At 57.9% G+C, this 25,938-nt stretch carries 22 protein-coding genes and 2 pseudogenes; 15 read left to right on the top strand and 9 right to left on the bottom strand.

What is annotated here, in order from left to right; translation table 11 throughout:
• The 6 genes from AB4N43_RS06080 (at position 1) to AB4N43_RS06055 (ending at position 9,542) form a co-directional block, all read left to right on the top strand.
• Positions 1–1,359 carry a DUF1329 domain-containing protein gene (locus AB4N43_RS06080; RefSeq protein ID WP_059181159.1) on the top strand — a complete coding sequence of 453 codons (1,359 nt, stop codon included), beginning with the start codon at positions 1–3 and terminating at the stop codon, positions 1,357–1,359.
• Between the two features lie 148 nt (positions 1,360–1,507).
• Positions 1,508–2,596, top strand: a complete 1,089-nt coding sequence (locus tag AB4N43_RS06075; protein ID WP_460153522.1) for a WD40/YVTN/BNR-like repeat-containing protein — start codon at positions 1,508–1,510, stop codon at positions 2,594–2,596.
• A gap of 15 nt (positions 2,597–2,611) precedes the next feature.
• Positions 2,612–5,149 carry an efflux RND transporter permease subunit gene (locus AB4N43_RS06070; protein ID WP_027921438.1) on the top strand — a complete coding sequence of 846 codons (2,538 nt, stop codon included), beginning with the start codon at positions 2,612–2,614 and terminating at the stop codon, positions 5,147–5,149.
• Positions 5,150–5,155: 6 nt separating this feature from the next.
• Positions 5,156–6,934 carry an acyl-CoA dehydrogenase C-terminal domain-containing protein gene (locus tag AB4N43_RS06065; protein ID WP_460153520.1) on the top strand — a complete coding sequence of 593 codons (1,779 nt, stop codon included), beginning with the start codon at positions 5,156–5,158 and terminating at the stop codon, positions 6,932–6,934.
• 101 nt (positions 6,935–7,035) lie between these two features.
• Positions 7,036–8,679, top strand: a complete 1,644-nt coding sequence (locus tag AB4N43_RS06060) for a fatty acid--CoA ligase (RefSeq protein WP_027921436.1) — start codon at positions 7,036–7,038, stop codon at positions 8,677–8,679.
• Between the two features lie 539 nt (positions 8,680–9,218).
• Positions 9,219–9,542, top strand: coding sequence for a hypothetical protein (locus AB4N43_RS06055; RefSeq protein WP_027921435.1), 324 nt, complete (start codon positions 9,219–9,221; stop codon positions 9,540–9,542).
• A 248-nt stretch (positions 9,543–9,790) separates the two neighbouring features.
• On the opposite strand, the gene AB4N43_RS06050 is transcribed toward AB4N43_RS06055, so the two are convergent.
• Positions 9,791–9,997, bottom strand: coding sequence for a hypothetical protein (locus AB4N43_RS06050; protein ID WP_027921434.1), 207 nt, complete (start codon positions 9,995–9,997; stop codon positions 9,791–9,793).
• A 291-nt stretch (positions 9,998–10,288) separates the two neighbouring features.
• A complete protein-coding gene (locus tag AB4N43_RS06045; RefSeq protein ID WP_027921433.1) occupies positions 10,289–11,029 on the bottom strand; it encodes a hypothetical protein in 741 nt (246 codons plus the stop codon).
• A gap of 310 nt (positions 11,030–11,339) precedes the next feature.
• On the opposite strand from AB4N43_RS06045, the gene AB4N43_RS06040 reads away from it, so the two are divergent.
• Positions 11,340–11,555 (top strand): TOBE domain-containing protein, encoded by a 216-nt coding sequence (locus AB4N43_RS06040; protein WP_027921432.1) that lies wholly within the window; start codon positions 11,340–11,342, stop codon positions 11,553–11,555.
• Positions 11,556–11,634: 79 nt separating this feature from the next.
• A complete protein-coding gene (locus AB4N43_RS06035; protein WP_460153518.1) occupies positions 11,635–12,654 on the top strand; it encodes an ABC transporter substrate-binding protein in 1,020 nt (339 codons plus the stop codon).
• 69 nt (positions 12,655–12,723) lie between these two features.
• Here the strand turns inward: AB4N43_RS06035 and AB4N43_RS06030 are convergent, their stop codons facing one another.
• The 3 genes from AB4N43_RS06030 to AB4N43_RS06020 all read right to left on the bottom strand — a co-directional run bounded on the left by AB4N43_RS06030 (position 12,724) and on the right by AB4N43_RS06020 (position 15,693).
• On the bottom strand, positions 12,724–13,356 hold the full coding sequence (locus AB4N43_RS06030) for a DsbA family protein (RefSeq protein WP_059181157.1): 633 nt from the start codon (positions 13,354–13,356) through the stop codon (positions 12,724–12,726).
• Between the two features lie 104 nt (positions 13,357–13,460).
• Positions 13,461–14,360, bottom strand: a complete 900-nt coding sequence (locus AB4N43_RS06025) for a LysR family transcriptional regulator (protein WP_059181156.1) — start codon at positions 14,358–14,360, stop codon at positions 13,461–13,463.
• Positions 14,361–14,475: 115 nt separating this feature from the next.
• Positions 14,476–15,693: an MFS transporter gene (locus AB4N43_RS06020; RefSeq protein WP_059181155.1), complete on the bottom strand. Its 1,218-nt coding sequence runs from the start codon at positions 15,691–15,693 to the stop codon at positions 14,476–14,478.
• A gap of 240 nt (positions 15,694–15,933) precedes the next feature.
• Between AB4N43_RS06020 and AB4N43_RS06015 the strand changes: the two genes are divergently transcribed.
• The 7 genes and pseudogenes from AB4N43_RS06015 to AB4N43_RS05985 all read left to right on the top strand — a co-directional run.
• The gene (locus AB4N43_RS06015; protein ID WP_460153515.1) at positions 15,934–17,205 is read left to right on the top strand and encodes a c-type cytochrome; all 1,272 of its coding nucleotides are present in this window, start codon (positions 15,934–15,936) and stop codon (positions 17,203–17,205) included.
• Entirely contained in the window at positions 17,202–17,678 is a 477-nt protein-coding gene (locus tag AB4N43_RS06010; protein ID WP_460153513.1) for a (2Fe-2S)-binding protein, read from the top strand. The genes AB4N43_RS06015 and AB4N43_RS06010 overlap by 4 nt, the downstream gene beginning before the upstream one ends.
• Complete coding sequence (locus AB4N43_RS06005; protein WP_460153511.1) at positions 17,668–19,896, top strand: xanthine dehydrogenase family protein molybdopterin-binding subunit; 2,229 nt, start codon at positions 17,668–17,670, stop codon at positions 19,894–19,896. Before AB4N43_RS06010 ends, AB4N43_RS06005 begins: the two co-directional genes overlap by 11 nt.
• Positions 19,897–20,056: 160 nt before the next feature.
• A complete protein-coding gene (locus AB4N43_RS06000) occupies positions 20,057–21,241 on the top strand; it encodes an FAD binding domain-containing protein (protein ID WP_460153509.1) in 1,185 nt (394 codons plus the stop codon).
• A 30-nt stretch (positions 21,242–21,271) separates the two neighbouring features.
• Positions 21,272–22,384 carry an alkene reductase gene (locus AB4N43_RS05995; RefSeq protein ID WP_460153507.1) on the top strand — a complete coding sequence of 371 codons (1,113 nt, stop codon included), beginning with the start codon at positions 21,272–21,274 and terminating at the stop codon, positions 22,382–22,384.
• Between the two features lie 145 nt (positions 22,385–22,529).
• A pseudogene (locus AB4N43_RS05990) lies at positions 22,530–23,069 on the top strand (XdhC family protein).
• 69 nt (positions 23,070–23,138) lie between these two features.
• Positions 23,139–23,207, top strand: a pseudogene (locus AB4N43_RS05985) (hypothetical protein); the annotation flags it as partial.
• A gap of 21 nt (positions 23,208–23,228) precedes the next feature.
• Here the strand turns inward: AB4N43_RS05985 and AB4N43_RS05980 are convergent.
• The 4 genes from AB4N43_RS05980 to AB4N43_RS05965 form a co-directional block, all read right to left on the bottom strand.
• The gene (locus tag AB4N43_RS05980; protein ID WP_027921429.1) at positions 23,229–23,654 is read right to left on the bottom strand and encodes a hypothetical protein; all 426 of its coding nucleotides are present in this window, start codon (positions 23,652–23,654) and stop codon (positions 23,229–23,231) included.
• Positions 23,655–23,780: 126 nt separating this feature from the next.
• Entirely contained in the window at positions 23,781–24,194 is a 414-nt protein-coding gene (locus AB4N43_RS05975; RefSeq protein WP_027921428.1) for a VOC family protein, read from the bottom strand.
• A 181-nt stretch (positions 24,195–24,375) separates the two neighbouring features.
• Positions 24,376–24,978, bottom strand: a complete 603-nt coding sequence (locus AB4N43_RS05970) for a TetR/AcrR family transcriptional regulator (RefSeq protein WP_027921427.1) — start codon at positions 24,976–24,978, stop codon at positions 24,376–24,378.
• Positions 24,965–25,816, bottom strand: coding sequence for a 3-hydroxybutyryl-CoA dehydrogenase (locus tag AB4N43_RS05965; RefSeq protein WP_027921426.1), 852 nt, complete (start codon positions 25,814–25,816; stop codon positions 24,965–24,967). The genes AB4N43_RS05970 and AB4N43_RS05965 overlap by 14 nt, the downstream gene beginning before the upstream one ends.
• Between the last annotated feature and the right edge of the window lie 122 nt (positions 25,817–25,938).

Genomic DNA, 25,938 nt, shown 5'->3' with positions numbered 1-25,938 from the left:
ATGAAATTTGTACAAACCGTGTTGGCTGCCTCGCTGGCGATGGTTGTTGCCGCCCAGGCACACGCTGCCGTATCTGCTCAGGATGCCGCCAAACTGGGCAGCAGCCTGACCCTCGTCGGCGCTGAAAAAGCCGGGAATGCCGATGGTTCCATCCCGGCCTATGACGGCGGCCTGACCACGCCACCCGCCAGCTTCAAGGCCGGTGACAGCATGCGCCCGGATCCGTTTGCCAATGAAAAACCGCTGCTGGTTATCGACGGTAAAAACGTCGATCAGTACAAGGGTCAGCTCACCGCAACCACCGCGGAACTGGCCAAGCGTTTCCCGACGTTCAAAGTCGAGGTGTACCCGACTCACCGCACCGTTTCGCTGCCTAAGGCGATCCTCGACAACGGCGTGAAAAACGCCACCGGCGCCAAGTCCCTTGAAGGTGGCCTGGCCATCGACAACGTGCTGCCGGGCGTACCGTTCCCGATTCCGCAATCGGGTAATGAGGCGATGTGGAACTTCCTGTTGCGCTATCAGGGCGTCAGCATCAACTCCAAGTACGACTCCTGGAACGTTGACTCCGCGGGCGTTCCAAGCCTGGCGACCACCGGGCAGGCATTCATCTCTTATCCGATCTACGAAAACCTGGCGCAGCCGATCAGCAGTGCCGACGTGTACTACCAGATGAAGCTGCAATACACCGGCCCGGCGCGTCGTGCCGGCGAAGCGGTGATGCTCAAGGACGCCGCCAACCCGCTGCAACAACCGCGTCGTGCCTGGCAGTACTTGCCTGGCCAGCGCCGCGTGAAGCTGGCTCCGAACCTGGCCTACGACACGCCTAACCCAGGCACCGCCGGCGCCGGTACTTACGATGATGTGTTCGTGTTCAACGGTGCGCTGGATCGCTACGACTGGAAGCTGGTCGGCAAGCAAGAAATGATCGTGCCGTACAACACCTACAAGCTGACCTACGTGCAGGATCCGAAGTCGATCACTACGCCTAATCACCTGGCATCCGATTATGTGCGCTGGGAAAAACACCGCGTGTGGGTCGTCGAAGGCACCCTCAAGGCCGGTGCACGTCACATCTACGCCAAACGTCGCTTCTACCTCGACGAAGACAGCTGGACAGCTTTGGCCTCGGACCAATATGACGCCCGTGGTCAGCTCTACCGTGGTTCCTTTGCCTTCCTCAGCCAGAGCTATGACAAGCAGGTGCCTGACTCCACGCCGTTCATGATTTACGACCTGGTGGGCGGTTCCTACAACATCAACGGTGTAGTCGGCCCTTACGGCGGCATCAAGTACATCGATCCGCTCTCCAAGGCGCAGTGGTCGTCGGAGTCCCTGGCGGGCGCCGGCATTCGCTAAGCAAACCGCAACAAGGCGTTCATCGGTCCACGGCCCGCAAGCCGTGTGACCGGCGACGGTCGGTGCTCGCCGATCGTCGCGGCGCCGGTTTTCAACGTCGGGCTGCACGCTTGCAGTCCCAGACGCGGTTTTCCCAAGAGGACGCGGTATGTGTTCGTACAAAAAGTACCTGCAGTTAACGCTCGGCGCCCTGCTTGTCATGTCGCAGGGCGTCACCCAGGCGGCCGGTTACATCGATGTGCTGGACCTGCCCGCCAGAGTCAGTCCGCTGGCGGTCAGCAGCCCGTTGACCGGCATGACCCGTGCGGGCGACCGATTGGTTGCCGTCGGGCAGCGTGGGCACATTCTCTATTCCGATGACAGCGGTAAACACTGGCAGCAGGCTGTCGTGCCAGTGAGTGCCGATCTCAGTGCGGTGAACTTTCCATCGGCCAGGGAAGGCTGGGCGGTCGGTAATGACGGCGTGGTGTTGCACAGCAGCGATGCGGGCGCGACCTGGACCAAACAGCTGGACGGCCGTCAGATCGGTGAGTTACTGATCAAGCATTATGGTGCGTTGGCCAGTGCCGAACCGGACAACGAACAATGGTCACACTGGGCCGCCGAAGGGCAGCGGCTGGTAGAGCAGGGCGCCGATAAACCCTTGCTCGACGTCTGGTTCGCCAATGAAAAACTGGGTTACGCGGTCGGCGTGTTCAACCTGATCCTGCGCACTGAAGACGGCGGCCAGACCTGGACCCCGTTTCAGGACCGCACCGACAACCCGCAAGGCTTTCACCTGAATGCCATCGCCTCCACGGGGGATGCGTTGTACATCGCCGGCGAGCAGGGTCTGTTGCTCAAATGGGACGACGCCAGCCAGCGTTTCGCTGAAGTGCAAACGCCTTATCAGGGCAGCTTTTTCGGCGTGCTTGGCAAACCCGGCGAAGTGCTGGTCTACGGCTTGCGCGGCAACGTATTGCGCAGCACCGATGGCGGCCAGAACTGGACCGCGCTGGACACCGGCCTGCACATCAGCGTCACCGCCGGCCTGATCGATAACCATGGCGACTACCGCTTGTTCACCCAGGGTGGGCAGATGCTGGTCAGCCAGGGTTCTGGCGCGCAACTGCAGCTGGTTCAGCAGCCTGTACCGACGCCGATAGCTGGCGCCACCGAAGCCTCCGACGGCTCGTTGGTCGTGGCTGGCAGCCGTGGCGCACTGGCGCTGTCCGTCGTTAAGACCTCGAACCCTTAAAGCGAGAACCCAGACATGGGCAACATAAAACAACAAGAAGCCATGCCGGTGATCCGCGACGTGCGCGATTTCGACCGTCGCTCCGGCAACCTGCTGGAACGCCTGGTCTTCAACTACCGCCCTCTGTTCATGCTGCTGATGGCGCTCGCCACCGTGGTGCTGGGCTTCATGGCGGTCACCCGTCTGGAGCTGCGCCCCAGCTTCGAAAAAATGATTCCGCAGAGCCAGCCGTACATCCAGAATTTCCTGGAAAACCGTGCGTCCCTGCGCGGCCTCGGTAACTCGGTGCGGGTGGTGGTGGAAAACACCCAGGGCGACATTTTCGACCCTGAATACCTGGACGTGCTCAAGCAGGTCAACGACCAACTGTTCCTCACCGAAGGCGTTGACCGCGCCTGGATGAAATCGCTGTGGAGCCCGGCGGTACGCTGGACCGAAGTCACCGAAGAAGGCTTCCAGGGTGGCCCGGTGATGCCCGACACTTACCAGGGCAAGCCTGAGCAAATCGAGCAGCTGCGCCAGAACATTTCCCGTGCCGGGATCGTCGGCAGCCTGGTCGCCAGCGACTTCAAATCCAGCATGCTGATTGTGCCGCTGCTGGATAAGGCGGGCGCCGGCGGAAAGCGCATCAACTACCACGAATTTTCGCAGATGCTCGAAGAGCAGTTGCGCGACAAGATCGAATACGCCGGTGACAGCGCCGCGCGCAAGTCCGGCGTCGAAGGCAAAGGTCACTACAAAGTCCGGGTGATCGGCTTCGCCAAATTGATGGGCGACCTGATCGACGGCCTGATTCAGGTGATGATGTTTTTCGGCCTGGCCGTGATCACGTCGCTGGTGATCATTTACGCCTACACCCGTTGCGTACGCAGCACCTTGCTGGTGGTCGGCTGCTCGCTGATTGCGGTGGTCTGGCAGCTGGGCATCGTCGCCTGGCTGGGTTACGCCATCGACCCGTACTCGGTGCTGGTGCCGTTCCTGATCTTTGCCATCGGCGTGTCCCACGCCGCGCAGAAGATGAACGGGATCATGCAGGACATCGCCCGCGGCACCCATAAACTGATCGCCGCGCGCTACACCTTCCGCCGTCTGTTCATTGCCGGGGTCACCGCGCTGCTGGCCGACGCCGTGGGTTTCGCCGTGCTGATGCTGATCGACATTCCGGTGATCCAGGACCTGGCGATCACCGCCAGCATCGGTGTCGCCGTCTTGATCTTCACCTCGCTGCTGCTGATGCCGGTGGCGCTGTCCTACGTCGGCGTCGGTGCGAAAGCCGCCGAGCGCGCGCTGAAAATCGACACCCGCGCTGAAAAGCACAAAGGCTTTGGCCGACTCTGGGATTTGCTCGACCGTTTCACCACCCGCAAGTGGGCCACGGGCGCCGTATTGGTCGCGGTGCTGATGGGCGTCGGCGGCTTCATGGTCAGCCTGCACCTGAAAATCGGCGACCTGGAAAGCGGGGCGCCGGAGCTGCGTGCCGACTCGCGCTACAACCGTGACAACGCCTACATCACCCAGCATTACGCACTGTCCAGCGACCTGTTCGCGGTGATGATCAAGACCGCACCGGAAGGCTGCCTGAACTACAAGACCCTGGTATTGGCCGACCGTCTGGCCTGGGAGCTGCAACAGAACCCGGGCGTGCGTGCGACCACCTCGCTGGTCAACGCCGTGCGCCAGATCACCGCCGGCACCTACGAGGGCAACCCCAAGCTCAACAGCATCCAGCGCAACCAGGACGTGCTCAACTACGCCGCGCAACAGGCCTCGGTCAACTCGCCGGAGCTGTTCAACAACAATTGCTCGCTGATGCCGGTGATCGCCTTCCTCAAGGACCACAAGGCCGAAACCCTGGACGAAGTGGTCGCCATCGCCGACAAGTTCGCCAAGGAAAACAGCACCGACGATCGTCAGTTCCTGCTCGCTGCCGGCAGCGCCGGGATCGAGGCTGCGACCAACATCGTGGTGCGCGAGGCCAATCACACCATGCTGCTGTACGTGTACGCGGCGGTGACGCTGTTCTGCCTGATCACCTTCCGCAGCTGGCGCGCGACGCTGGTGGCGCTGCTGCCGCTGGTGCTGACCTCGATCCTTTGCGAAGCCTTGATGGTGGCGATGGGCATCGGCGTGAAAGTCGCGACCTTGCCGGTGATCGCGTTGGGCGTCGGCATCGGCGTCGACTACGCGCTGTACCTGCTGAGTGTGCAGCTGCATTTCCAGCGTCAGGGGCTGTCGTTGTCCCAGTCGTACCGCAACGCCGTGTCGTTCACCGGCCGGGTGGTCGGGCTGGTCGGCATCACCCTCGCCGCTGGCGTGGTGTGCTGGGTCTGGTCGCCGATCAAATTCCAGGCCGACATGGGCATCCTGCTGACCTTCATGTTCCTGTGGAACATGCTCGGCGCGCTGATCCTGATTCCGGCCCTGTCGTACTTCCTGCTACGCGAAAAGTCCCTGGAAACGCGTCCTGTCGAGGACGCTCTGCTGGCGCCCGCCGAAGAAGCCGGCACCTCGCACACTTCACCTGTTCCACATGCCTTGAGCACACCTGAGTAAGTCACTATGTCCGAATACAAAGCTCCCTTGCGCGACATGCGCTTCGTCCTCAATGAAGTCTTTGAGGTGTCCAGCCTGTGGGCGACATTACCTGGCCTGGCCGAGGTGATTGATGAAGAGACGGCTGCCGCGATCCTCGAAGAGGCCGGCAAGATCACTGGTGAAGTGATTGCACCGCTGAACCGCAATGGCGACGAACAAGGCTGCACCTGGAACAACGGCGAAGTCATCGCGCCGGACGGTTTTGTCGCCGCGTACCAGGCGTTCGCCGAGGGTGGTTGGGTCGGCGTGGGCGGTGATCCGCAGTTCGGCGGCATGGGCATGCCCAAGGCGATTTCGGCGCAGGTCGAAGAGATGGTCAACTCGGCCGGCCTGTCCTTCGGCCTCTACCCGATGCTGACGGCCGGCGCGTGCCTGTCGATCAATGCCCACGCCAGTGAAGAGCTCAAGCAGCGTTATTTGCCGAACATGTACGCCGGCACCTGGACCGGTTCGATGTGCCTGACCGAAGCCCACGCCGGCACCGACCTGGGCTTGATTCGTACCCGCGCCGAGCCTCAGGCCGACGGCAGCTATAAAGTCAGCGGCAGCAAGATTTTCATCACCGGCGGTGAGCACGACCTGACCGAAAACATCATTCACCTGGTACTGGCCCGACTGCCGGATGCACCGTCCGGTCCTAAAGGTATTTCCCTGTTCCTGGTGCCCAAGGTGCTGGTCAACGACGACGGTTCCCTGGGCGAGCGCAACGCGCTGTCCTGCGGGTCCATCGAGCACAAGATGGGCATCAAGGCCTCCGCCACCTGCGTGATGAACTTCGACGGCGCCACTGGCTGGATCGTCGACGCGCCGAACAAGGGCCTGGCGGCGATGTTCACCATGATGAACTACGAGCGTCTGGGCGTCGGCATTCAGGGGCTGTCCTTGGGCGAGCGCTCGTACCAGAACGCTGTCGAGTACGCCCGTGACCGTCTGCAAAGCCGTGCGCCAACCGGTGCGCAGAACAAGGACAAGGCCGCCGACCCGATCATCGTCCACCCGGACGTGCGCCGCATGTTGTTGACCATGAAAGCCTTGAACGAAGGAGGCCGTGCGTTCTCCAGCTACGTGGCCCTGCAACTGGACACGGCCAAGTACAGTGAAGACGCGACCACGCGCAGTCGTGCACAGGAATTGGTCTCGCTGTTGACCCCGGTGGCCAAGGCGTTTCTCACCGACATGGGCCTCGAAACCACATTGCACGGTCAGATGATTTTCGGCGGCCACGGCTACATCCGCGAGTGGGGCCAGGAGCAGTTGGTGCGTGACGTGCGCATCACCCAGATCTACGAAGGCACCAACGGCATCCAGTCGCTGGACCTGGTCGGGCGCAAGATCGTCGGCAGCGGCGGGGCGCTTTACCGCTTGTTCGCCTCCGAGGTTCGCCACTTCGCCGCCAGCGCCAACGCCGAGTTCAGTGAGTTCAGCAAGCCGTTGAACGCCGCCGTGGACGTCCTCGACGAATTGACCGCGTGGGTGCTCGACCGGGCGAAAAACAACCCGAATGAAATCGGCGCAGCCTCGGTCGAGTACCTGCAAACCTTCGGCTACGTCGCCTACGCCTACATGTGGGCACTGATGGCCAAGACCGCCATCGGCAAGCAGGCCGAGGACGACTTCTACGTCAGCAAACTGGCCACCGCACGCTTCTACTTCGCCCGCCTGCTGCCACGCATCCATTCATTGAGCGCATCGGTCAAGGCCGGCAGCGAGTGCCTCTACGAGCTGGACGCCGCGCAGTTCTGATCGCCAGGCCCCCGCGACTCCCGACTCCGCGTCGGGAGTCGATTGCAACTGAGTGCATCGAGGGGCTCTGAGCCAATAACATAAGGACCAGGAACCCAAACATGATGGCGACAAAAATAATCCCGCCCGCCGATGGCGCCTACGCCTATCCCTTGCTGATCAAGCAATTATTGCTGTCCGGTGCGCGCTACGAACCGGGTCGCGAAATCGTCTACGCCGACAAACTGCGCTACGACTACCAGACCCTCAACAAACGCATCCGCAAACTGGCCAACGCCTTGACGGCCGCCGGCGTGAAAGCCGGGGACACCGTGGCACTGCTGGACTGGGACAGCCATCGTTACCTGGAATGCTTCTTCGCCGTGCCGATGATCGGCGCGGTGCTGCATACGGTGAACATTCGTCTGTCGCCGGATCAGGTGCTGTTCACCATGAACCACGCCGAAGACGATCTGGTGCTGGTGCATGATGATTTCCTGCCATTGCTCGAGCAGGTCCAGGATCGGTTGACCACCGTCAAAGGCTATCTCCAACTCACCGATGACAGCGCCGCCAGCACCTCGTTGCCGGTGCTGGGTGAATATGAGCATTTGCTGTCGCTGGCATCAGACCAGTACGACTTCCCCGATTTCGACGAGAACTCGGTGGCGACCCTGTTCTACACCACCGGCACCACCGGCGACCCGAAAGGCGTGTACTTCACCCATCGCCAACTGGTCCTGCACACCCTGAATGCCGTTGGCACGCTGGGCGTGTATCAAGGCCAGCCGCTGCTGCGTTCCGATGACGTGTACATGCCGATCACGCCGATGTTTCACGTGCATGCGTGGGGCGTGCCGTATGTCGCCACGCTGATGGGGCTGAAGCAGGTTTATCCGGGCCGCTACGAACCCAACAGCCTGGTCCGGTTGTATCGTGAGGAGAAGGTCACCTTCTCCCATTGTGTGCCGACCATTCTGCAAATGATCCTGAACTGCGAGGCCGGGAAGCAAACCCGTTTCGAGGGCTGGAAAATGCTCCTCGGCGGCAGTGCGCTGACCCTCGGTATCGCCAGCGAAGCCAGCGCCAAAGGCATGGTGGTGCACAGCGGTTACGGCATGTCGGAAACCTGCCCGTTGCTGTGCCTGAGTTACCTGCGTGACGACGTGCTCAAGCAACCCATGCAAGACCAATTGGCAACCCGCATCAAAACCGGCACCCCGGTGCCCATGGTTGACCTGAAAATCGTCGATGCCAGCGGCAACGATGTGGTCCATGACGGTGAGTCTCTCGGCGAAATCGTGGTCCGCGCACCGTGGCTGACCCAGGGTTATTTGAAAGAACCGGCAAAGGGCGCCGAGCTCTGGCTCGACGGCTGGATGCACACGGGCGACATGGCTTCCATCGACTCGATGGGCGGCGTGGAAATCAAGGACCGCATCAAGGATGTGATCAAGACCGGGGGCGAGTGGATCAGCTCGCTGGAACTGGAGAGCCTGATCAGCGAACACGCGGCGGTGATGTCTGTCGCGGTCGTCGGCATCGTCGATGAGCAGTGGGGCGAACGGCCCATGGCGATGGTGGTGTGCGAGCCGGGTCAGTACCTCGACAAGCAAATCCTCGAGACGCACCTGCAGACATTTGTCGAGAGTGGGCGTATCAACAAATGGGCGATTCCGAAGCAGTTCAAGTTCGTGGCCGAGATTCCCAAGACCAGTGTCGGGAAGATCAACAAGAAGCTGATTCGGGAGAGTGAGGCGGGCTGACGGTTGAAGCAGTTGTCCGGCTCGTTGGGTCGATAAAAGAACGTGGCGTGGGGGAGACCTCACGCCACGTTTTCGTTTGGGGTTGCTTGTTGATTGTGGGGTGTTATTTAAGGATTTGGCCTACGCCGTTTTCCTACTTCTCTGACTGCTTTCCTGATTGATCTCCCGCAAAGTCTCGCGCGCTCAAAACGCTGCGCGAGGGCGAAATTTCTGGGCAAGGTCGTCGGAAGTTTCCTTCAAGTTGTGGCGGCTTTGATGAACTGGTGCGAAGTGAGATCCATGGATAGTCTTTGGCTGTCGCTGCAAATGCAGTGGCAGGGTGTAGGAACCCTTGGATTTTCACCGCGCGTCAGCGCTGTCGTGTGATTGCGGCACTTACTTAGTGTCCGTAAGATCGTTCGCGGCGGCTGTGCGCGGGACACGCTTCGGCGTGGCTGAGTTTGGTGGATCCTCAGTTTCCTACTCCCGCGTACGGCTGCCACCCAAGCCCGTAGGAAGGCCGTTGGTAGCTTAAATTTATCCGCCCAAGGTCTGAAAAAATGAAAACCCTTCACCCCGATCCACCCTACGAAAAACCCATTCCCCACCCCAAAAGCCGCTTCATGGCGCTCACCAGCAACTGCACCGACATGCCCACGCTGTTCGTCGACACCCACGCGCCGCTCGATGTTTTATACGAAGCTGCCAACTACCGGATTCGCGCCGTCACCCAGGTACTGGAAAACATGTCGATGCGCGGTTCGGTCGAGTGCGAATCCTTCATCCTCAGCGACTTTGCGCTGCTGTGCGCCATCCCATTGCGCGATGGCTGTGATGTGCTGGATGTAGTGGGGCGGCGATTGCGGGCGCAGGCTTCGGATTAGCGCCGCTGAATAATCGTTCCCACGCTCTGCGTGGGCATGCAGCCCATGACGCTCTGCGTCAAACGGGTGCCCGGCTCGACACCGGCGGTATGGCTGGAACGCGGAGCGTCCCTTGAGGCGTTCCCACGCAGAGCGAGGGAACGATCATCGCAACGATCGATGCTTTCGCAATAGCGACTCACCGCAAAGCACATGCGCAAGGAGGGGTCACCCACCAGTGGGTGCCACTCCTTGGTGCAAAAACTCACTCAGAGCAAGTAACCCGCAGCCTGGGCGAGGTGGTTGTCCTGCACACCAGCGATCAAGTGCAAGGGGATGTGCTGTTGTTCTTCCATGACGGGCACTTCGAAGCACCCCACAATTTGAACGTGCCGCTCACTCAATCCGGACGACTCTTGTGCCTGTAATTTAGCCATTCTCGCGTGGTTCGCTGCGATTTCACTGAGGGTTGACACGTTAAATCTCCGGTGACTCACCAGGCGTTTCGCTGGGGTCCTTAAATGTTGAGTGGATTGTCGTCGCGTCAGATTTACGTCGTTTCCGGGCGGCTACGACCGGCCTTTGCAATCCCTGCGCCAGAGCGTCTCGTGCATTGCGCGACACGATTTACCAAGCGACGAATGGTTGAAAGGACAAGAAAGTTTCTGGGCGTGTCGTCGGAGAGTTTATGAAAGTTGCAGCGGTTTAAATGACCGTATGCGCCTTTCGACTGCGCATACGGTGTCGCGAATGCTCTGTAACGTCGCTTACTTGATCTCGACGTCGTTGAATTTCACGACGCTGTCATCGCCGTGATTGGTCCGCAGGCTCAGCTTGAGTGCAGGGGAATTTTGTAGATCACCGCGTCCTTGCTCAAACGCCAATCTCACCCGCGTGGGTACGCCGCGCACAACCGGGAAGGTTTCGCGGTTCATGAACTTTGAAGAGCCTACCTGCATCTTGTCGATGTTCAGCGCCCCACCGGTTTCTTCGAACAGACTTGTGTCGGAGTTGAAGTGAAATTCACCGTCCAGGCGGGTATTCGTCAGCTCGAAATCACAGTTGGGCGAACGCCCGATTTTCTCGCAGCCCAACAGTTCGATGCGCACACCGTCAATCACCTCGATGCGTTTGCCCAACATATTGGCACCGCCGTTCTCGATGAATTTCTGCTGGTTACGGGCGAAGTCGAAACTCGGTTTTGCGTATTCACCACCCAATGCGAAAAAAATTACCGCCAGGCCCGCCGAGAGGATCACCAGCATTGCACCTTTGAGCATCTGCGGGAGGCGGCTGGCGTACCAGCCCAGGAAAATGACCGACAGAAAAACAAAGGCGCTCATGAACAGGATCACGTTTTTCCAGTTCAGAAAGCTCAGCCCGAACACGGTAGGGTCTGGAAACACATAGGTGATCAACCCCCACATAGCAGCCAGCAGTGCACTGATGCCGCCCATGATGCGCGTGATAAGACCGGAGATTTTCTTCGGTGGCAGTGCGGTTTCCATGTAAATCCTTGAGTGATTTCGTCGACGGGCGTTGTTGCCCATCGAGAGAGATTGAAATAGGGAAGGGCGCTTCATGGAGTCCATTATCGAAGCGTTAGCTGTCAATTTTGAGCGAAATCAAGGGGGATGGCAATCTAATGGCCAAGGTCGTCTGTTTCGCCTGAAAGCAGGGAGCGAGAGTGGGCTTTGTTATATCAAAAAAGAATAAATAGATAATTATATATTCCTTTTATTGCTTGCCTGATGGGTGCACGTTGGAGGCCTGCACATTTTGTGCGTATTGGCCCGACATCAGACAGGAAGCCTCATCATGACCATCAAAGCGATTAACGTCCGGAACCAGTTCAAGGGCGTTATCAAGGAAATCGTCCAAGGCGAAGTGGTGTCCGAAATCGACGTGCAAACCGCCTCCGGCATCGTCACCTCAGTGATCACCACCCGTTCGGTGCGCGACCTTGAACTGAAAGTGGGCAGCGAAGTGATTGCCTTCGTTAAATCCACCGAAGTCTCGATCGCCAAGCTCTGAAGCCCCCAGCCAACACATACTTTGTAGGTTGTGCCATTCCTTAATTTATCGGCATTGGCCAGTCACCCCCGAGGTTTTCATGACGACACCTTTCAAGCGCTCCGCACTAACCCTGTTCGCCACTTCCGTGGTGGCGCTGAGCGCATTACTCAGCCCGGTGGTTCAGGCCGAAGGCAAAATCAGCATTGCCCAGCAATTTGGTATCGGTTACCTGATTCTGGATGTGGTGCGCGACCAGCAGCTCATCGAAAAACACGGCAAGGAGCAGGGCCTCGACATCAAGGTCGACTGGAACAGCATCTCCGGGGCCACCGCCATGAACGAAGCGCTGCTGGCCGGGGCGCTGGATGTGGTGTCGGCCGGCGTGCCGCCGATGCTGACGATCTGGGACCGGACCAAGGGCAAGCAAAACGTCAAGGCCATTGCCTCGCTGGGGTCGATGCCCAATTACCTGCTGACCAATAATCCGAATGTGAAAAGCCTCAAGGACTTCACCGAAAAGGACCGAATCGCGGTGCCGGCGGCGGGGGTAGGTTTCCAGTCGCGCACCTTGCAGATCGAAACGGCCAAACAGTTTGGCGTGGACAATTTCAAGAAGTTTGACGATATCTCGATCAGCCTGGCCCACCCCGATGCAACGTCGGCGCTGATCGCCGGCGGTTCAGAGATCAACTCACACTTCTCCAGCCCGCCGTTCCAGTACCAGGAACTGCAAAGTCCCAACGTGCACAAGGTGCTGAGTTCCTACGACGTATTGGGTGGCCCGGCCACGTTCAACGTGTTGTACACCACCGAAAAATTCCACGACGAAAACCCGAAAACCTACAAAGCGTTTTACGCAGCGCTGGCCGAGGCAGAGCAGATTATCAAGGCTGATAAGCCCGCAGCGGCCCAGACCTATATCCGCGTGGAGCAATCGAAACTATCCTTGCCATTGGTTGAGAAAATCGTCGCCGACCCGGAAATCGATTTCACCGTGGTGCCACAGCGAACCTATATCTATGCCGAGCAATTGCAGACGTTAGGGGTGCTGAAAAACAAGGCAGACAGCTGGAAAGACTATTTCTTTGAGGAAGCACATGGCGGTGCAGGCAGTTGAGACTTCAATGCCTCGAGGTTTTCGATCTGCAGCCGTAAGTCTGCGGGATTCTGAATCCTGGCCATCTGCTTACGAAGCTTTGCTTTTCAATTGCTTCAGAAACGTTACGAGTATTTCTGAAGGCTGTGCGCCGCTTATTAGCGTTTCACCTAACTTTATGGCGGGTGTAAGGCGTCCGCACCACTCGATCGTTTCACGCTCGGCCTTCAAGAGTTCACTAATGCCGTCTTCGCTAAGCAAGAAATTCAATGTCAACCGTCGCTCTTCGGGATCTTGCTCGAGTAATGCTAGAAGCGACACTGGATCGCTTATGTCCTTTGCCTCACAAAAACGCGCTTGGTAAATACCTTCGAACAGGGATCCAAGGCATTTGCCCTTATGCTTCTGCCACTGCATGAGCCGAAGAGCAGATTCTGTATTCGGCATCGTGGTAATCAAGCTTAAGTCCAACGAAATGCCACACTCCGCAGCCGCATGGAATAGTGCTTCTTCATGGCTTTTTGCTTGACTGCCAAAGCGGCTTTCCTGGTATGTCCGATAGTCCATGCCAGCCTGAGCTTTCGGATACGCTGATCTACAGGCCTGGTAATCAATAGGGAGCATTACCCCTGTTTTATTCATGGCTTGGCGTAGGCGCTTTTCACCTATCCAACACCAAGGGTCGAGGAAATCAAAGGCGAAGGCGATGAAATTGCTTTTCATGTTGGTCAACCAAAATGTCCAATGGCGAGACTTTAGGTGAGTTGACCCAATCTGAATACATATCCTCAACGCAATACTGCATTGCGTCTGCTTTGTTATCGCTTTCAGTAGCTCAGAATTTCTTCGAGAAAGGAAATAAAAACCTTTACTCGGCTAGATCTTCGATGATTTGGCAAATATAGCGCGTTGATCATGCCATTGGCGTCACCAGGGTTGGCCTCGTAATTGGCGAGCACCCGCGTCAGGCGCCCTTGGCGCACATCCTCTGCCACTAGCCAGTCGGCCAGCAACGCAGTGCCTCTACCATTCAGAGCCGCCTCACGCAGAATATCGGCATTGTTGCTTTCAAGGCGTCCCTGGACATTGATGCGAATGCAATCTTCCGAGCTGCGAAAATCCCAACCATGATGCATGTCCCCGTAATCGAAACGTAGGCACTCGTGATTTACAAGTTCTCGGGGCTGCAAGGGAATGCCGACTCTCGTGAAATATTCCGGGCTTCCTACTACCCATCGTTCGAATCGACCCAGCGGTTTACTGATGATGTCTTCGCTGGCTAAAGAAGAACCCAAGCGAACGGACAAATCGATCCGCTCTTTTAACAGATCGGTCATCTGGTCGCTCAGAGACAGGCTCACGTCGAGCTCAGGATACTGAGACAGCAAGCGTCCCATGTGTGGCGCTATGACTCTGCGCCCAAACTCGACCGGTACGCTGACCCTCAAACGGCCGCGAGCTTCGGAGCTGCGGTCGGCAATTGCCGTGTCTGCCTCGGCGAGGGCATCAAGGATAAATACAGCTTTATCAAAGTATATTTGTCCGGCAGCAGTGGGATTCGTGTTCCTGGTAGTACGATTGAGCAGTGCTACTCCCAGCTCCGCTTCGAGACTCGCGACTTGGCGAGTGACAGATGAGGTTGAGACGCTGAGCTTACGTGCTGCTGCGGAATATCCACCGCAACGCACTGTTTCGACGAACATGGTTAGCGCAAGCAACTTGTCCATGGCCCAGTCCTCGGTGTTATGAGCAACTGGATCCAGCAGCTCAACTCATATGCCTATTTGGACATATTCTGACCACGTTTTGCACCATTGCCTTGGATGTATGTGCTGGTATCAATCAAATTTTTCTACTTTTGAATAGCCGCGTGAAAAACAGCACCGCAGCAACGGCAGGTACGAAAGAGGCCAGACAAACAAACGAACTCCATCCCAATCGTTCGTAAAGCGGACTGGCTAGAAGTGAGCCCAACGCTCCACCAAGGAAAATACTGGTCATGTATACCGCATTCAAGCGAGCACGACTGTGCGGATCAAGCGCATAAACTTCACGCTGTCCCAGCACCATGCTCAGTTGAACAGCAAAGTCCAGCAGCACCGCGCAAACCACTAACCAGAGGTAACCAGAGGAGGGCAGCGCTGCAATCAAAAGCGAAGCCGGTGCAACTACCAGAGCGATGGCGGTACCCCGTTTTGAATAACCAGCATCCGCCAGGCGTCCCGCAATCGGAGCCGCTATCGCCCCCACTGCACCTACCAGAGTAAACAGTGCCAGTTGTGTTTGGCTGAAATGGTAATGACGGATAAGTTCGACAGGCGCAATGGTCCAAAAAATGCTGAAACTGGCAAAGAGTAATCCTTGATACAAAGACCGTTCACGCAGCACGGCGTAGCGACCCACCAAGGTAAAAATCGAACTGATTAACGCCCCGTAGCTGGCGCGGTGCGCGGGAATTCGTTGTGGCAGCGCGCACCCCATCAGGACTGCAATGATCGCCATAAGAGCGGATGCACCGAAAAACACACCGTGCCAACCGAATGACTCGGTGAGCGTGCTGGCGATCGGGCGTGAAAGAAGAATCCCCAACAGCAAACCACTCATGATATTGCCAACCACTTGGCCGCGAGATTCTTCTGGCGCCATATGCGCCGCCAGCGGTACCAGGATTTGCACTGCTACTGAAGTGAGGCCAATCAGTAACGAACAGATCAGAAACATTGAAGGCGTTTGGCTCAGGGCTGCACCGGCCATGCACAAGGAAGCAGCCAGCGTGAAGCCGACTACCAAACGACGATTTTCCATCAGGTCAGCCAGGGGAACCAAGAAGAACAGCCCCAATGCGTATCCGAATTGAGTCAATGAAACGATGAGACTGGCATGTTCGCTTGAAAGGTTAATTTGGGGCGCTATCAGTTCTACGATTGGCTGGGCGTAATACAGATTTGCGACAACGGCGCCACAACAGAAAGCGAGCAAAATCACCATCGCAGTGGACAGGGTTGGCGCCGATATCGGAGTCTGTTTCAGGTCGGTCGTTGTGGAGCTGCCAGAGGACATGGCGACACCTCATCAAGGGTTGAGTTGAGTCGCTAGCGTAGGCTGCTACTTCCAACTGAGGAATTGGTCTGCGGAGCAACACTGCGATGCGCTAAACGCAATGGCTCGTATACATAGCAGATGGCGCAACACACTTTTGCGCGGCGAAGCGATACCCCACATCATCATGCCTGCCTAACCTTTGCATCACGTGCACACCGCTGTTGGGGTGGTTAGTGCAGCCGCAAAGGATGACCCAGCATGAACAAAAAAGGTCTCTGGCTAGGAGGACTTACGCTCGTCGCCTGTGGCACCGCTATAGCCGTCGCTCTAATGTGGCGGCCATCTCTCGCTCCCGTAAAACAACACGCTTTACAGGAATCAGAGCAGATCAAGCGCGGAGCGCTCGTTGTCGAGACTGGCGATTGTGCGGTCTGCCATACGCGCCCGGGAGGCGAGTATTTGGCCGGCGGGCTACCGCTGGTGACGCCCTTTGGCACGCTCTACAGCACCAACATTACACCCGACGATCATACGGGCATCGGTGAGTGGTCTCTGGAGGCGTTCGAACGGGCCATGCGTCACGGGATATCCCGCGAGGGGCATTTTCTTTATCCGGCGTTTCCCTACGCACATTATCGCCGCATGAGCGAAGGCGATCTGAAAGACGCTTACGCCTATTTGATGAGCGGGCAACCAGTAGATTCGCCCGCTATGTCAAACCAAATGAACTTCCCCATGAACATTCGGCCGCTGGTTTCGTTCTGGAACCTGCTGTTCCTTCACGGCGAACAGCAGCAATCGGAGCCCCAGCAAACTGCCCAATGGAATCGCGGGCGGTATCTGGTAGAAGGCGCAGGACACTGCGCGGGCTGCCATTCACCACTCAACCTTTTGGGCGCTGAAAAGTCCGGTCAATCACTTTCAGGGGGCATGGTCGATGGCTGGGAGGCTCCTTCCCTGATTGGCTTGGCCAATGCGCGTAAGCCTTGGAGCAGCGAGCAACTGGTGGACTATCTGCGCGGCGATGTCGCTGCCAGCCACGGAGCGGCGGCAGGCCCAATGAGGCCGGTCAGCCTGAGCCTGGCGAAGGTACCTGTCAGCGATGTGGAAGCCATTGCTGAATACCTGCTCAGCTTGGGTTCAAACAAGCCAGTTGAACCACGGTCGCCTGCTCCAGGCAGCACAACTGTCGATCCGACTGCGCAAAATGAAGGTGCTGAACTCTTCCAGGCTTCCTGCGCAGGTTGCCATGGTTCAGGTGCCCCCATGCGATTGATCGACAGCCGTCCTGATCTTGCAGATACGTCAGCAATGCGCTCCGCCTCTTCGCGCAATTTCATCAAAACGGTACTGGATGGCATAGCTATACCCCCTGGAACCTCAGGCCCTGGCATGCCAGCCTTTGCCGCCACCTTAAACGGATCCCAACTCACTGTGCTGGCTACGTATCTGCGTGCCAGCGCTCAGCCGGATCATCCTTGGGCCGACCTCTCAGAAACTATCGAAGACTTACGCGAGGATGCGAAATGACCCACATGACCCTGAATGTCAATGGATCCCTCCATCATCTGGATGTCGACGCCGATACGCCTCTGCTTTATGCCTTGCGAAACCAGTTGGAACTCAATGGGGCAAAGTACGGGTGTGGGTTAGGCCAGTGTGGCGCCTGCACGGTGATCGTAGACGATAAGCCGATATTTTCATGCATAACACCTTGCTCAAGCGTGCAGGGAAAAGAAGTCCGTACCGTAGAAGGTCTGGGCACTGCCGATCAACCCAGTGCACTGCAAAAGGCGTTTATTGAGAAGCAAGCCGCACAATGCGGTTACTGCATAGCCGGTATGTTGATGCGAGCACAGGCATTGCTCGAGCGCAATCGAAACCCTGACAGGCAGACAATTACCGCTCATATGGTGCCGAACCTCTGCCGTTGCGGCACACACCTGCGAATCATCGATGCCATCCGCGCCGTCGCCGCGTCTGGAGCAGATCATGAAGACTGACGCTAACGTCGATCTTGGACGGCGTGCCTTCCTGCGCAACGGTTCGTTGCTGGTTGCGTTCTCGCTGCTGCCGGTTGCAGGCAATGTATTGGCTGACACTGAGGTGGATACGCTTGGCACCCAGGTTCTGGCTCCCGATCTGCCCGGTAGCTTGCGCTCCAACCCCTACCTGGATGCCTGGGTCCGCGTCGACGCCCAAGGAATAACCGTTTACACCGGCAAGGCCGAGCTGGGTACAGGGGTAAAAACCGCGTTGTTGCAGATCGCAGCCGAACGTTTGGAAGTAGCGCCCAATGCAATCCACATACTGACCGCTGACACCGCGTTAACACCCAATGAAGGGTATACCGCTGGTAGTCACACCATCGTTGACAGCGGAACAGCGTTATACAACGCCGCTGGCCAAGTGCGCCAATTGCTAGTGGAGTCTGCATCCAGGCTTTGGGGCGTTGAGCCTGATCAGTTGGTGACGCGCGATGCGATAATTCAAGAGCCTAGCGGGCGGCGCATGTCCTACTTCGAAGCCGTCAGCGGAGTGGATTTGCATCGCTATGCGGAGCCAAAGACTTCGGCAAAGCCCGCTGAAAAATTCAGTGTGATTGGGCATTCGCTGCCTCGCCTGGACATTCCGGCCAAGGTCAGTGGAGGTGCCGCGTTCGTACAAGACATGCGACTTCCAGGCATGCTCCATGCACGACTTATCCGACCGCCTAGACCAGGTTGCCGGCTGCAGTCGTTTGATGCCGGCGCCTTGCAGAACCTCCCTGGTGTTGTGCAGGTCGTTCGTGACGGCAACTTTCTAGCCGTCGTTGCAAAGGACGAATGGCTAGCAGTGAAGGCGATGCGCGCAGGGTATGAGCAGGCGAAATGGAGCGAAGGCGATGCGTTGCCTGACATGCGCAACATCCATGCATTGCTCCCTCAGCTGCCATCACGGCGTTACCCTATCAGTCACAACGGCAGCCCAGCTGTGGTAGCTGGATCGAGTTACCGGGCACGGGTGACCAAACAATATCTCATGCACGGCTCAATCGGACCGTCCTGCGCAGTGGCTTGGCTCAAGGACGGTATGCTTACCGTCTGGACTCATACTCAAGGCGTCTACCCACTTCGCGCGGGTATAGCGGAAATGCTGGGGTTAGCGCTGGATCGTGTTCGGTGCATCCATACCGAAGGGGCGGGTTGTTATGGCCATAATGGGGCGGATGATGCGGCGGCCGATGCTGCACTGATTGCCATGCGCATGCCTGGAAGTCCCGTGCGGGTTCAGTGGATGCGAGAGCAGGAAAACCTTTGGGAGCCCTACAGCTCCGCAATGATCACTGAGGTGCAGGCGAGCCTGGATCATAGTGGTCGACTTCAGGATTGGGCATACGATCTGTGGACGACCCCGCATAACGAACGCATTGTCAATGCAGGTCGATTGTTACCTGCACGTCTACTGGCCAAGCCATTCACCTCAGCCCCATCAGTTCCTATCGCGCAGCCGGAAGGGGACGGTGACCGTAACGCCGTACCTCTGTACACCGTGGCGTCGACCCGTATCGACATGAACTTTGTCACCCAGATGCCATTTCGCACGTCCGCGATGCGTTCCTTGGGTGCACACATCAACGTCTTCGCGATTGAAGCCTGTATTGATGAGTTGGCGACACGTGCCGGGGTGGACTCAGTCGCCTTTCGCCTCGCACATTTGGAAGATCCTCGTGCTCGAGCGGTAATAGAGCGAGTGCGGGACAACTTCGGTTGGGCAGCAAGACCCAACGCCCCAGGCGTAGGTGTCGGCTTCGCCTTCTCTCGGTACAAAAACATCATGGGGTACTGCGCTATCGCGGTGCAGGTACGTGTTCATCCTCAAACTGGCGACATAGCGGTTGATCGGGTGGTAACGGCAGTGGATGTCGGACAGATCGTTAGCCCCGACGGTCTACGTAATCAAATAGAGGGTGGGATAGTGCAGTCCACCAGTTGGACTTTATTCGAAGCCATCAAGTTTGATGCGGGTGGAATACGTAGTTATGACTGGAGCGGTTATCCGATTTTGCGGTTTTCGCAATTGCCATCGAATGTCGAAGTACATTTGATAGATCAGCCAGGCCAGCCATTTCTGGGGGCTGCGGAGATTGTACAAGGCCCTATGGCTGCCGCCCTTGGAAATGCAGTAACCGACGCTACGGGCCATCGGCCTTCGCAACTCCCTCTGACCCGATCGTTTTAAGCTCAGCCATCAATCACCGAACCTGACCGCTCCGAGAGAGCGGCCAGTGTTTCGTGCGCCGCGAACAGTGTTGCAACTCACGCAATACGGCATAGCGAAGAACGCTGATTATCACATTGCCGTGGAGTCCTTAAAGTAGGTCGAAACGGAGGATTCACCCATGAGCAAATTCAAGACTGTCCCTCAGCTACCCGTGACTTCACGTCGTGCAATGGTAATTGGTGGGTCATTGGGTGGGCTTTTCGCAGGTAATCTTTTGCGCCAGGCGGGCTGGAGTGTCGACATTTATGAGCGCTCTTCCCACGACCTCGACAGCAGAGGCGGCGGCATAGTATTGCAGCCAGAGGTGGTCGATGCGTTTCGCCAACTAAATGTTCCATTGGCCAATCTGGAGATGGGCGTTCGATCGCAATACCGTACCGTGCTGCATCCGGACGGTCGTGTCCAAAGCAAAACCTACGCTCCGCAAGTTCAGACGTCCTGGTCGCTGCTTTACACAACATTGCGTCAAGCTTTCGGCAATGAGCACTACCACCAGGGAAAAGTCCTGATTGGCGTTACTCAGCCAGAGGGCGGCCGTGTGGTGGCATCTTTTGATGATGGCGAGCGTGTTGAGGCTGACTTGCTCGTCGCAGCTGACGGCGGTAACTCGCAAGTACGCCACGTGCTTTGGCCAGAATACGAGCCAAGCTACGCCGGATATATTGCATGGCGCGGCCTTCTACCGGAGAGCAGTTTGCCCGGACTATCTCACCAGACTCTGGCGAGTGACTTCAGTTTCGCAAACAACCACGGCTCACACATTCTGGGTTACCTGGTGCCGGGCGAAAACAATGATATTCGACCTGGCCAACGCTATTACAACTGGGTTTGGTATCGGGTTCTCGAAGAGGATCTCATCGGCAATGTCATGACCGACGCAACCGGACACAGGCGTGAGTATTCGGTACCAGAGGGGCTCCTCGCACCTGCGTGGCGCGACCATATTTGGAGTGAGGCCGACAGCCTGTTACCACCCGCCTTTCGGGATGTGGTGCGAGCCACCCAGCAGCCTTTTGTCCAAAGCATCCGTGATTTGGCAATGCCACATTTAGTTGATGGACGGGTGGTTTTACTCGGCGATGCCGCAGCTATTCCCAGGCCTCACACTGCGGCCAGCACGTCCAAGGCAGCCTACAACGCACTCGAACTCGCCCGGCGCTTGAGCCAAACCCCAGACGATACGGATCGTGCCTTAGCGAACTGGGAACCCGAACAGATTGCCTTGGGGCAGCGCTTACTCGCCCAGGGTAAAGCCATCGGCGATCACTTGATGTTTCACCGTTCGACAATTAACGCTGGCTGAGTCCAGCCCGCTCAAAACTGGAGAAAAGTAATGCCACAGTCACTGTTCCAACCCATTGCCGTAGGCCCGTTGCAACTCAAGCATCGCATTGCGATGGCACCACTCACACGCTCACGAGCTGGTCAGCCTGGCGACGTCCCTACACAGCTGAACGTCGAGTATTATCGTCAGCGCTCCAGCGCTGCTCTGATCATTACCGAGGCGACTCAGATTTCTCGACAAGCACAAGGCTATGCCTGGACGCCGGGCATCTATAGCCAAGAGCAGATTGATGGCTGGCATGTCGTGGCTGATGAAGTACATAAGGCAGGCGGACAGATTTTCATGCAGCTATGGCATGTCGGGCGCGTTTCGCACCCCAGTTTCCAACCTGATGGCGGGCTTCCTGTTGCGCCGACTACGATGCCGGTTCCTGGCAAAACATTTATTGTGGACGAACAAGGCAACGGCGTATGGGGAGAGATTCCAGAACCTCAGGCACTGACCATTGGTGGCATCAGAGCAATCGTAGACGACTATCGTCGCGCTGCGCGTAACGCTATTGAGGCAGGAATGGATGGAGTTGAAATCCATGCAGGCAATGGTTATCTCCTTGACCAATTCATCAATAGCGCGAGTAACCAACGGGAAGACGCTTACGGTGGAAGCATCGAAAATCGCAGTCGTCTGTTGCTCGAAGTCGTGGCAGCTGTAGCAGCAGAAGTCGGAGCAGATCGAACTGCTGTCCGTCTCACCCCCATGGGACGTTTCATGGGAATGGGTGACGGCACGCCTGAAGACACCTTTGGTTATCTGGTTAACCGGCTTAACGACTGGTCGCTGGCTTATCTTCACCTGGTTGAGCCGGCCATCGTTGGCACTGTACGAGATGAGCAATTTGATCCCCGCTGGGACGCCATTATTCAGCAATTGCGTACCGCATGGCACGGTGTGTTGATGCTCGCGGGTGGCTATGACCCAGTAACCGCCGCCCAGGCAATCTCGGACGGCCGCGCAGATATCATCGCCTTCGGTCGTCCATTCCTGGCTAACCCCGATTTGCCGCGACGTATCCGCGAGGATCTGCCCCTCAATCCATCGGATCCTGCCAGTTTCTTTGGGGGCGATGCGCGCGGATATACCGATTATCCCGTCCATCCGTAGGTTGCCAGCATGCGACAGGAAAACGCATTCGCAGCTTGCCGGTCACCCAGGAAAAGTGGGTGACGACCTGAGGATCGATGTGATGAATCAGCTTGATCTACAAGTCGTTCAGAAAGCCCGCGACTGGATTGCTCAAGGCTAACCAATATGGCTTTGCACCGTCCTCGCCACGTTTGGTTCGGCGCCGCGTGGGCCGGGGGCCATGTTGGTTTGCCTGGGTTGCGGCGAGCATCGAGGGTCAGGAGGCTGCATTCGCCGGGGAGGGTTTGATCACGCGCCGAGTTCTGCTTGGTTGGGGTATGAGGTGATTCTGTACGAGCCACGAAAAGAAGTGATGAGTGGATTTACCTGTCGGGCGTTGAAGTGCATGAGTTGCTGCCAGCGGTCTACATTGCCAACGGCGGATGCCACGCATCAACATCAGTGGTGGCTCTGACTCAAGATCCGCGCTTGGGCGACCTGACGTTGCTTGAGGTGGTACACACTCAGGCGTTCTACATTGGAGCCATGGTCGCAGCGCACAAGCAGCAAGCGTTTTGAACGCCTGGCGCGGATTGGCGGGCTCGATCAATCGAGCCTGCAAAGGATCCATGCGCCCATCGGCCTTCGCTTGGGCAGCAAGACCCCGGCAGAAATCGCCATGGCAGTGATGGTTGGTTCTGAACGGTCTGCTGGCCCTTGGTAAAGGCATGACCCCAAGCGCTGACATGTTCGGGAAACCTCGACTATCGGCAGGTTCAGCGGGGGAAGCAGTTTGCACGCCCAGCGCGAACTGGTGGAAGTGCTGCACACCTTGCGCCAGGTGGTGTGCGTCAAGGGCTGAACACTTCCACTCACCGAGCGATTACTTGTACTTGATCACGATGCCTTTGAGCTTGCGGCCCTGAATCGTTTCGATGTCGCGGCTCCACAGCGGCCCGCTGACATACGCGCCGACGGTCCCGATATGGTCGTAAACCACGACCACGGCATCGCCGCCAAGCTTGGCGGATTCCTCCCGCAGCTTTTCTTCAACCTGTGTAATCGGCGGGGCTGGGTCGACGCTGGCATCGATCAGCACTTCACCCAACCGAACATGCGGGCGAAGGGGCTCGGTGCGCAACACCACCACTTCACTGGCCAGTGTTGGGGCCGGATGTTCGACACCCACATAGGCTGTGGTCTGGGCATCGACGGTGGCGCAGCCATTGAGCGCGAGCAGGGCGGCGGCGAGCCCTCCCGCCAGCAGCGACATTTTGCAGCGGGTGGACCAAGGGGCATGGGCAGGCATAGCGGGTGTCCTCCGAACAATCCGTTGCCACGCGGGTGGCTTGTTGACGGTAGCAGACGGTCCGGGAGTTGCCAGAAAGCCCAACGTTCGCAGGTTGGGCTTTTTCAGGCCGGAGGCCAAAGCGTGTTACTGATCCTTCTCGCAGTTGACCATCCACGACACGCCGAACCGGTCCACCAGCATGCCGAAACGCGCCGCCCAAAACGTCTGTTCCAGCGGCATTTGCACGGTGCCGTCTTCCGACAAGGCATTAAAGACCCGTTCCGCTTCGGCGATGCTGTCGACATTCAGCGACACCGAAAAACCGGCCATGTCATCGACGGGACGATCCGGTGTGGTGTCAGACCCCATGATCGCCTGATCGCCCACCACCAGGCGGGTGTGAATGATCAGGTTATGAAGGTCTGTCGGCACGTGCTCGCCGGCCGGGGTTTCACCGAAGGTCATCATGGCTTCGATCTTGCCGGGCAAACTTTTCTCATAGAAAGTGAACGCCGCTTTGCAGTCGCCGTTGAAGATCAGGTAGGGGTTGATTTTCATGGTGTGCTCCCGGTAACGAAGGAGGCCGGGCGTGGCTGATCGACCCCCGGCCCACAGTAATTGGACGCCATTAGCAAAGCGTTAGAGGGAGGGTTTGGCAAAATTCGTTTAGATGATTTTTCTATTGAAGCGGGGTGTTTTATCGCCTGGACACGCGTGCACCTGACCTTGCATCAGGTGCTCACGCCACCGCGCGTGGCGCCGAAGGCCGCAGTAGACGCTCAATGGCCCCGCTCACCATGTTTTCCAGCAGTTCATCGCGCTCATGGTCGTTCAGCGGATGTTGCATCAACCAACTGGGGGCGCTGTTGAGCAAATTGGCGATGGCGTGTGCTGTGGCGCGTCTCGCCTGTTCACCGACCCGCGGTTTGGTGCCGAGCATCAGCAGCAGGCGGTGTTCGTATTGCTCGCGCAATTGCCGGACGCGCGCCTGTTGCTCGTCATTGAGGCAACCGCTGTCGCGTTCCGCCAGACGAAAATGCCACGGCATTTCCCGGTGCAGATTCAAATGCGCACGGATCAGGTTTTGCAGCTTGTCGCGTTTCGCCGGGCCCTTTTGATCGAGGCGATCCAGGGTCGCCAGCAGCTCTTCGTAGAACTCCTCGATCAGGTCGAGCAGCAAGTGCTGCTTGCTCGGGTAATGGTGATACAACGAGCCCGCGGAAAGCCCCAGGCACGTCGCCAGCTCACGCATGCCGACCTGACCGAAACCCTTGCTGGCAAACAACTCCAGCACTTTGTCCCGGTACTCGGCAAAGCGCGAGCAACGCTCAGGCATAGGCATGGAAGCCACGTCCTGTTTTACGACCCAGATAACCGGCGGCGACCATTTCCTTGAGCAGCGGAGCTGGGCGGTATTTGCTGTCGTTGAAGCCGTCGTAGAAGGCTTCCATGATGGCCAGTAAGGTATCCAGGCCGATCAGGTCGGCCAGGGCCAGCGGGCCGATCGGCTGGTTGCAGCCCAGGCGCATGCCCGCGTCGATGTCTTCGGCACTGGCCAGTCCTTCCTGGAACACCAGAATGGCTTCATTGATCATCGGCACCAGAATCCGGTTGACCACGAAACCCGGGCGGTTGCCGGCGGTGATCGCGGTTTTGCCCAGGGTGGTCGCCATGTCCAGGGCCAGGGCATGGGTGGCGTCGCTGGTTTGCAGGCCGCGAATCACTTCAATCAGGCCCATCACCGGCACCGGGTTGAAGAAGTGCAGGCCGATGAAACGCTCAGGCTGGCTGACGCTGGCGGCGAGTTGGGTAATCGACAGCGACGAGGTGTTGGAGGCAATCACACACTCGGCACTGACCTGCGCGGCGATTTGTTGCAGCACGCGCAGTTTCAGGTCAAGGTTTTCGGTGGCCGCTTCGATCACCAGTTGTGCGTTTTTCAGGCTGTCGTATTGGGTGCTGGTGCGAATCCTGTCGAGGGCGACGTGCTTCTGTTCCTCGGTCAGCGTTGCCTTGGCGACCTGGCGATCGAGGTTTTTGCTGACGGTGGCCAGCGCTTTTTGCAGGGCGCTTTCGGAGATGTCGATCAGGGTCACGGTGAAGCCGGCCAGCGCACAGACCTGCGCAATCCCGTTGCCCATGGTGCCCGCGCCGATCACGCCGATGTTTTGCAGATTCATCTTGCCGTCCTTCCACTCATACCTTGCGATACCTTGGCCGTCACAACGGTCGAAGGCGTACTATTGGCCGCGAGTCTAGAACCGGCCGTTCAGTTGTCCTATGCCGCAACTGTTCAACGCTG

It is taken from the genome of Pseudomonas sp. S2_B07 (assembly GCF_054668435.1).
This window is presented reverse-complemented; position numbering and strand designations above follow the sequence as displayed.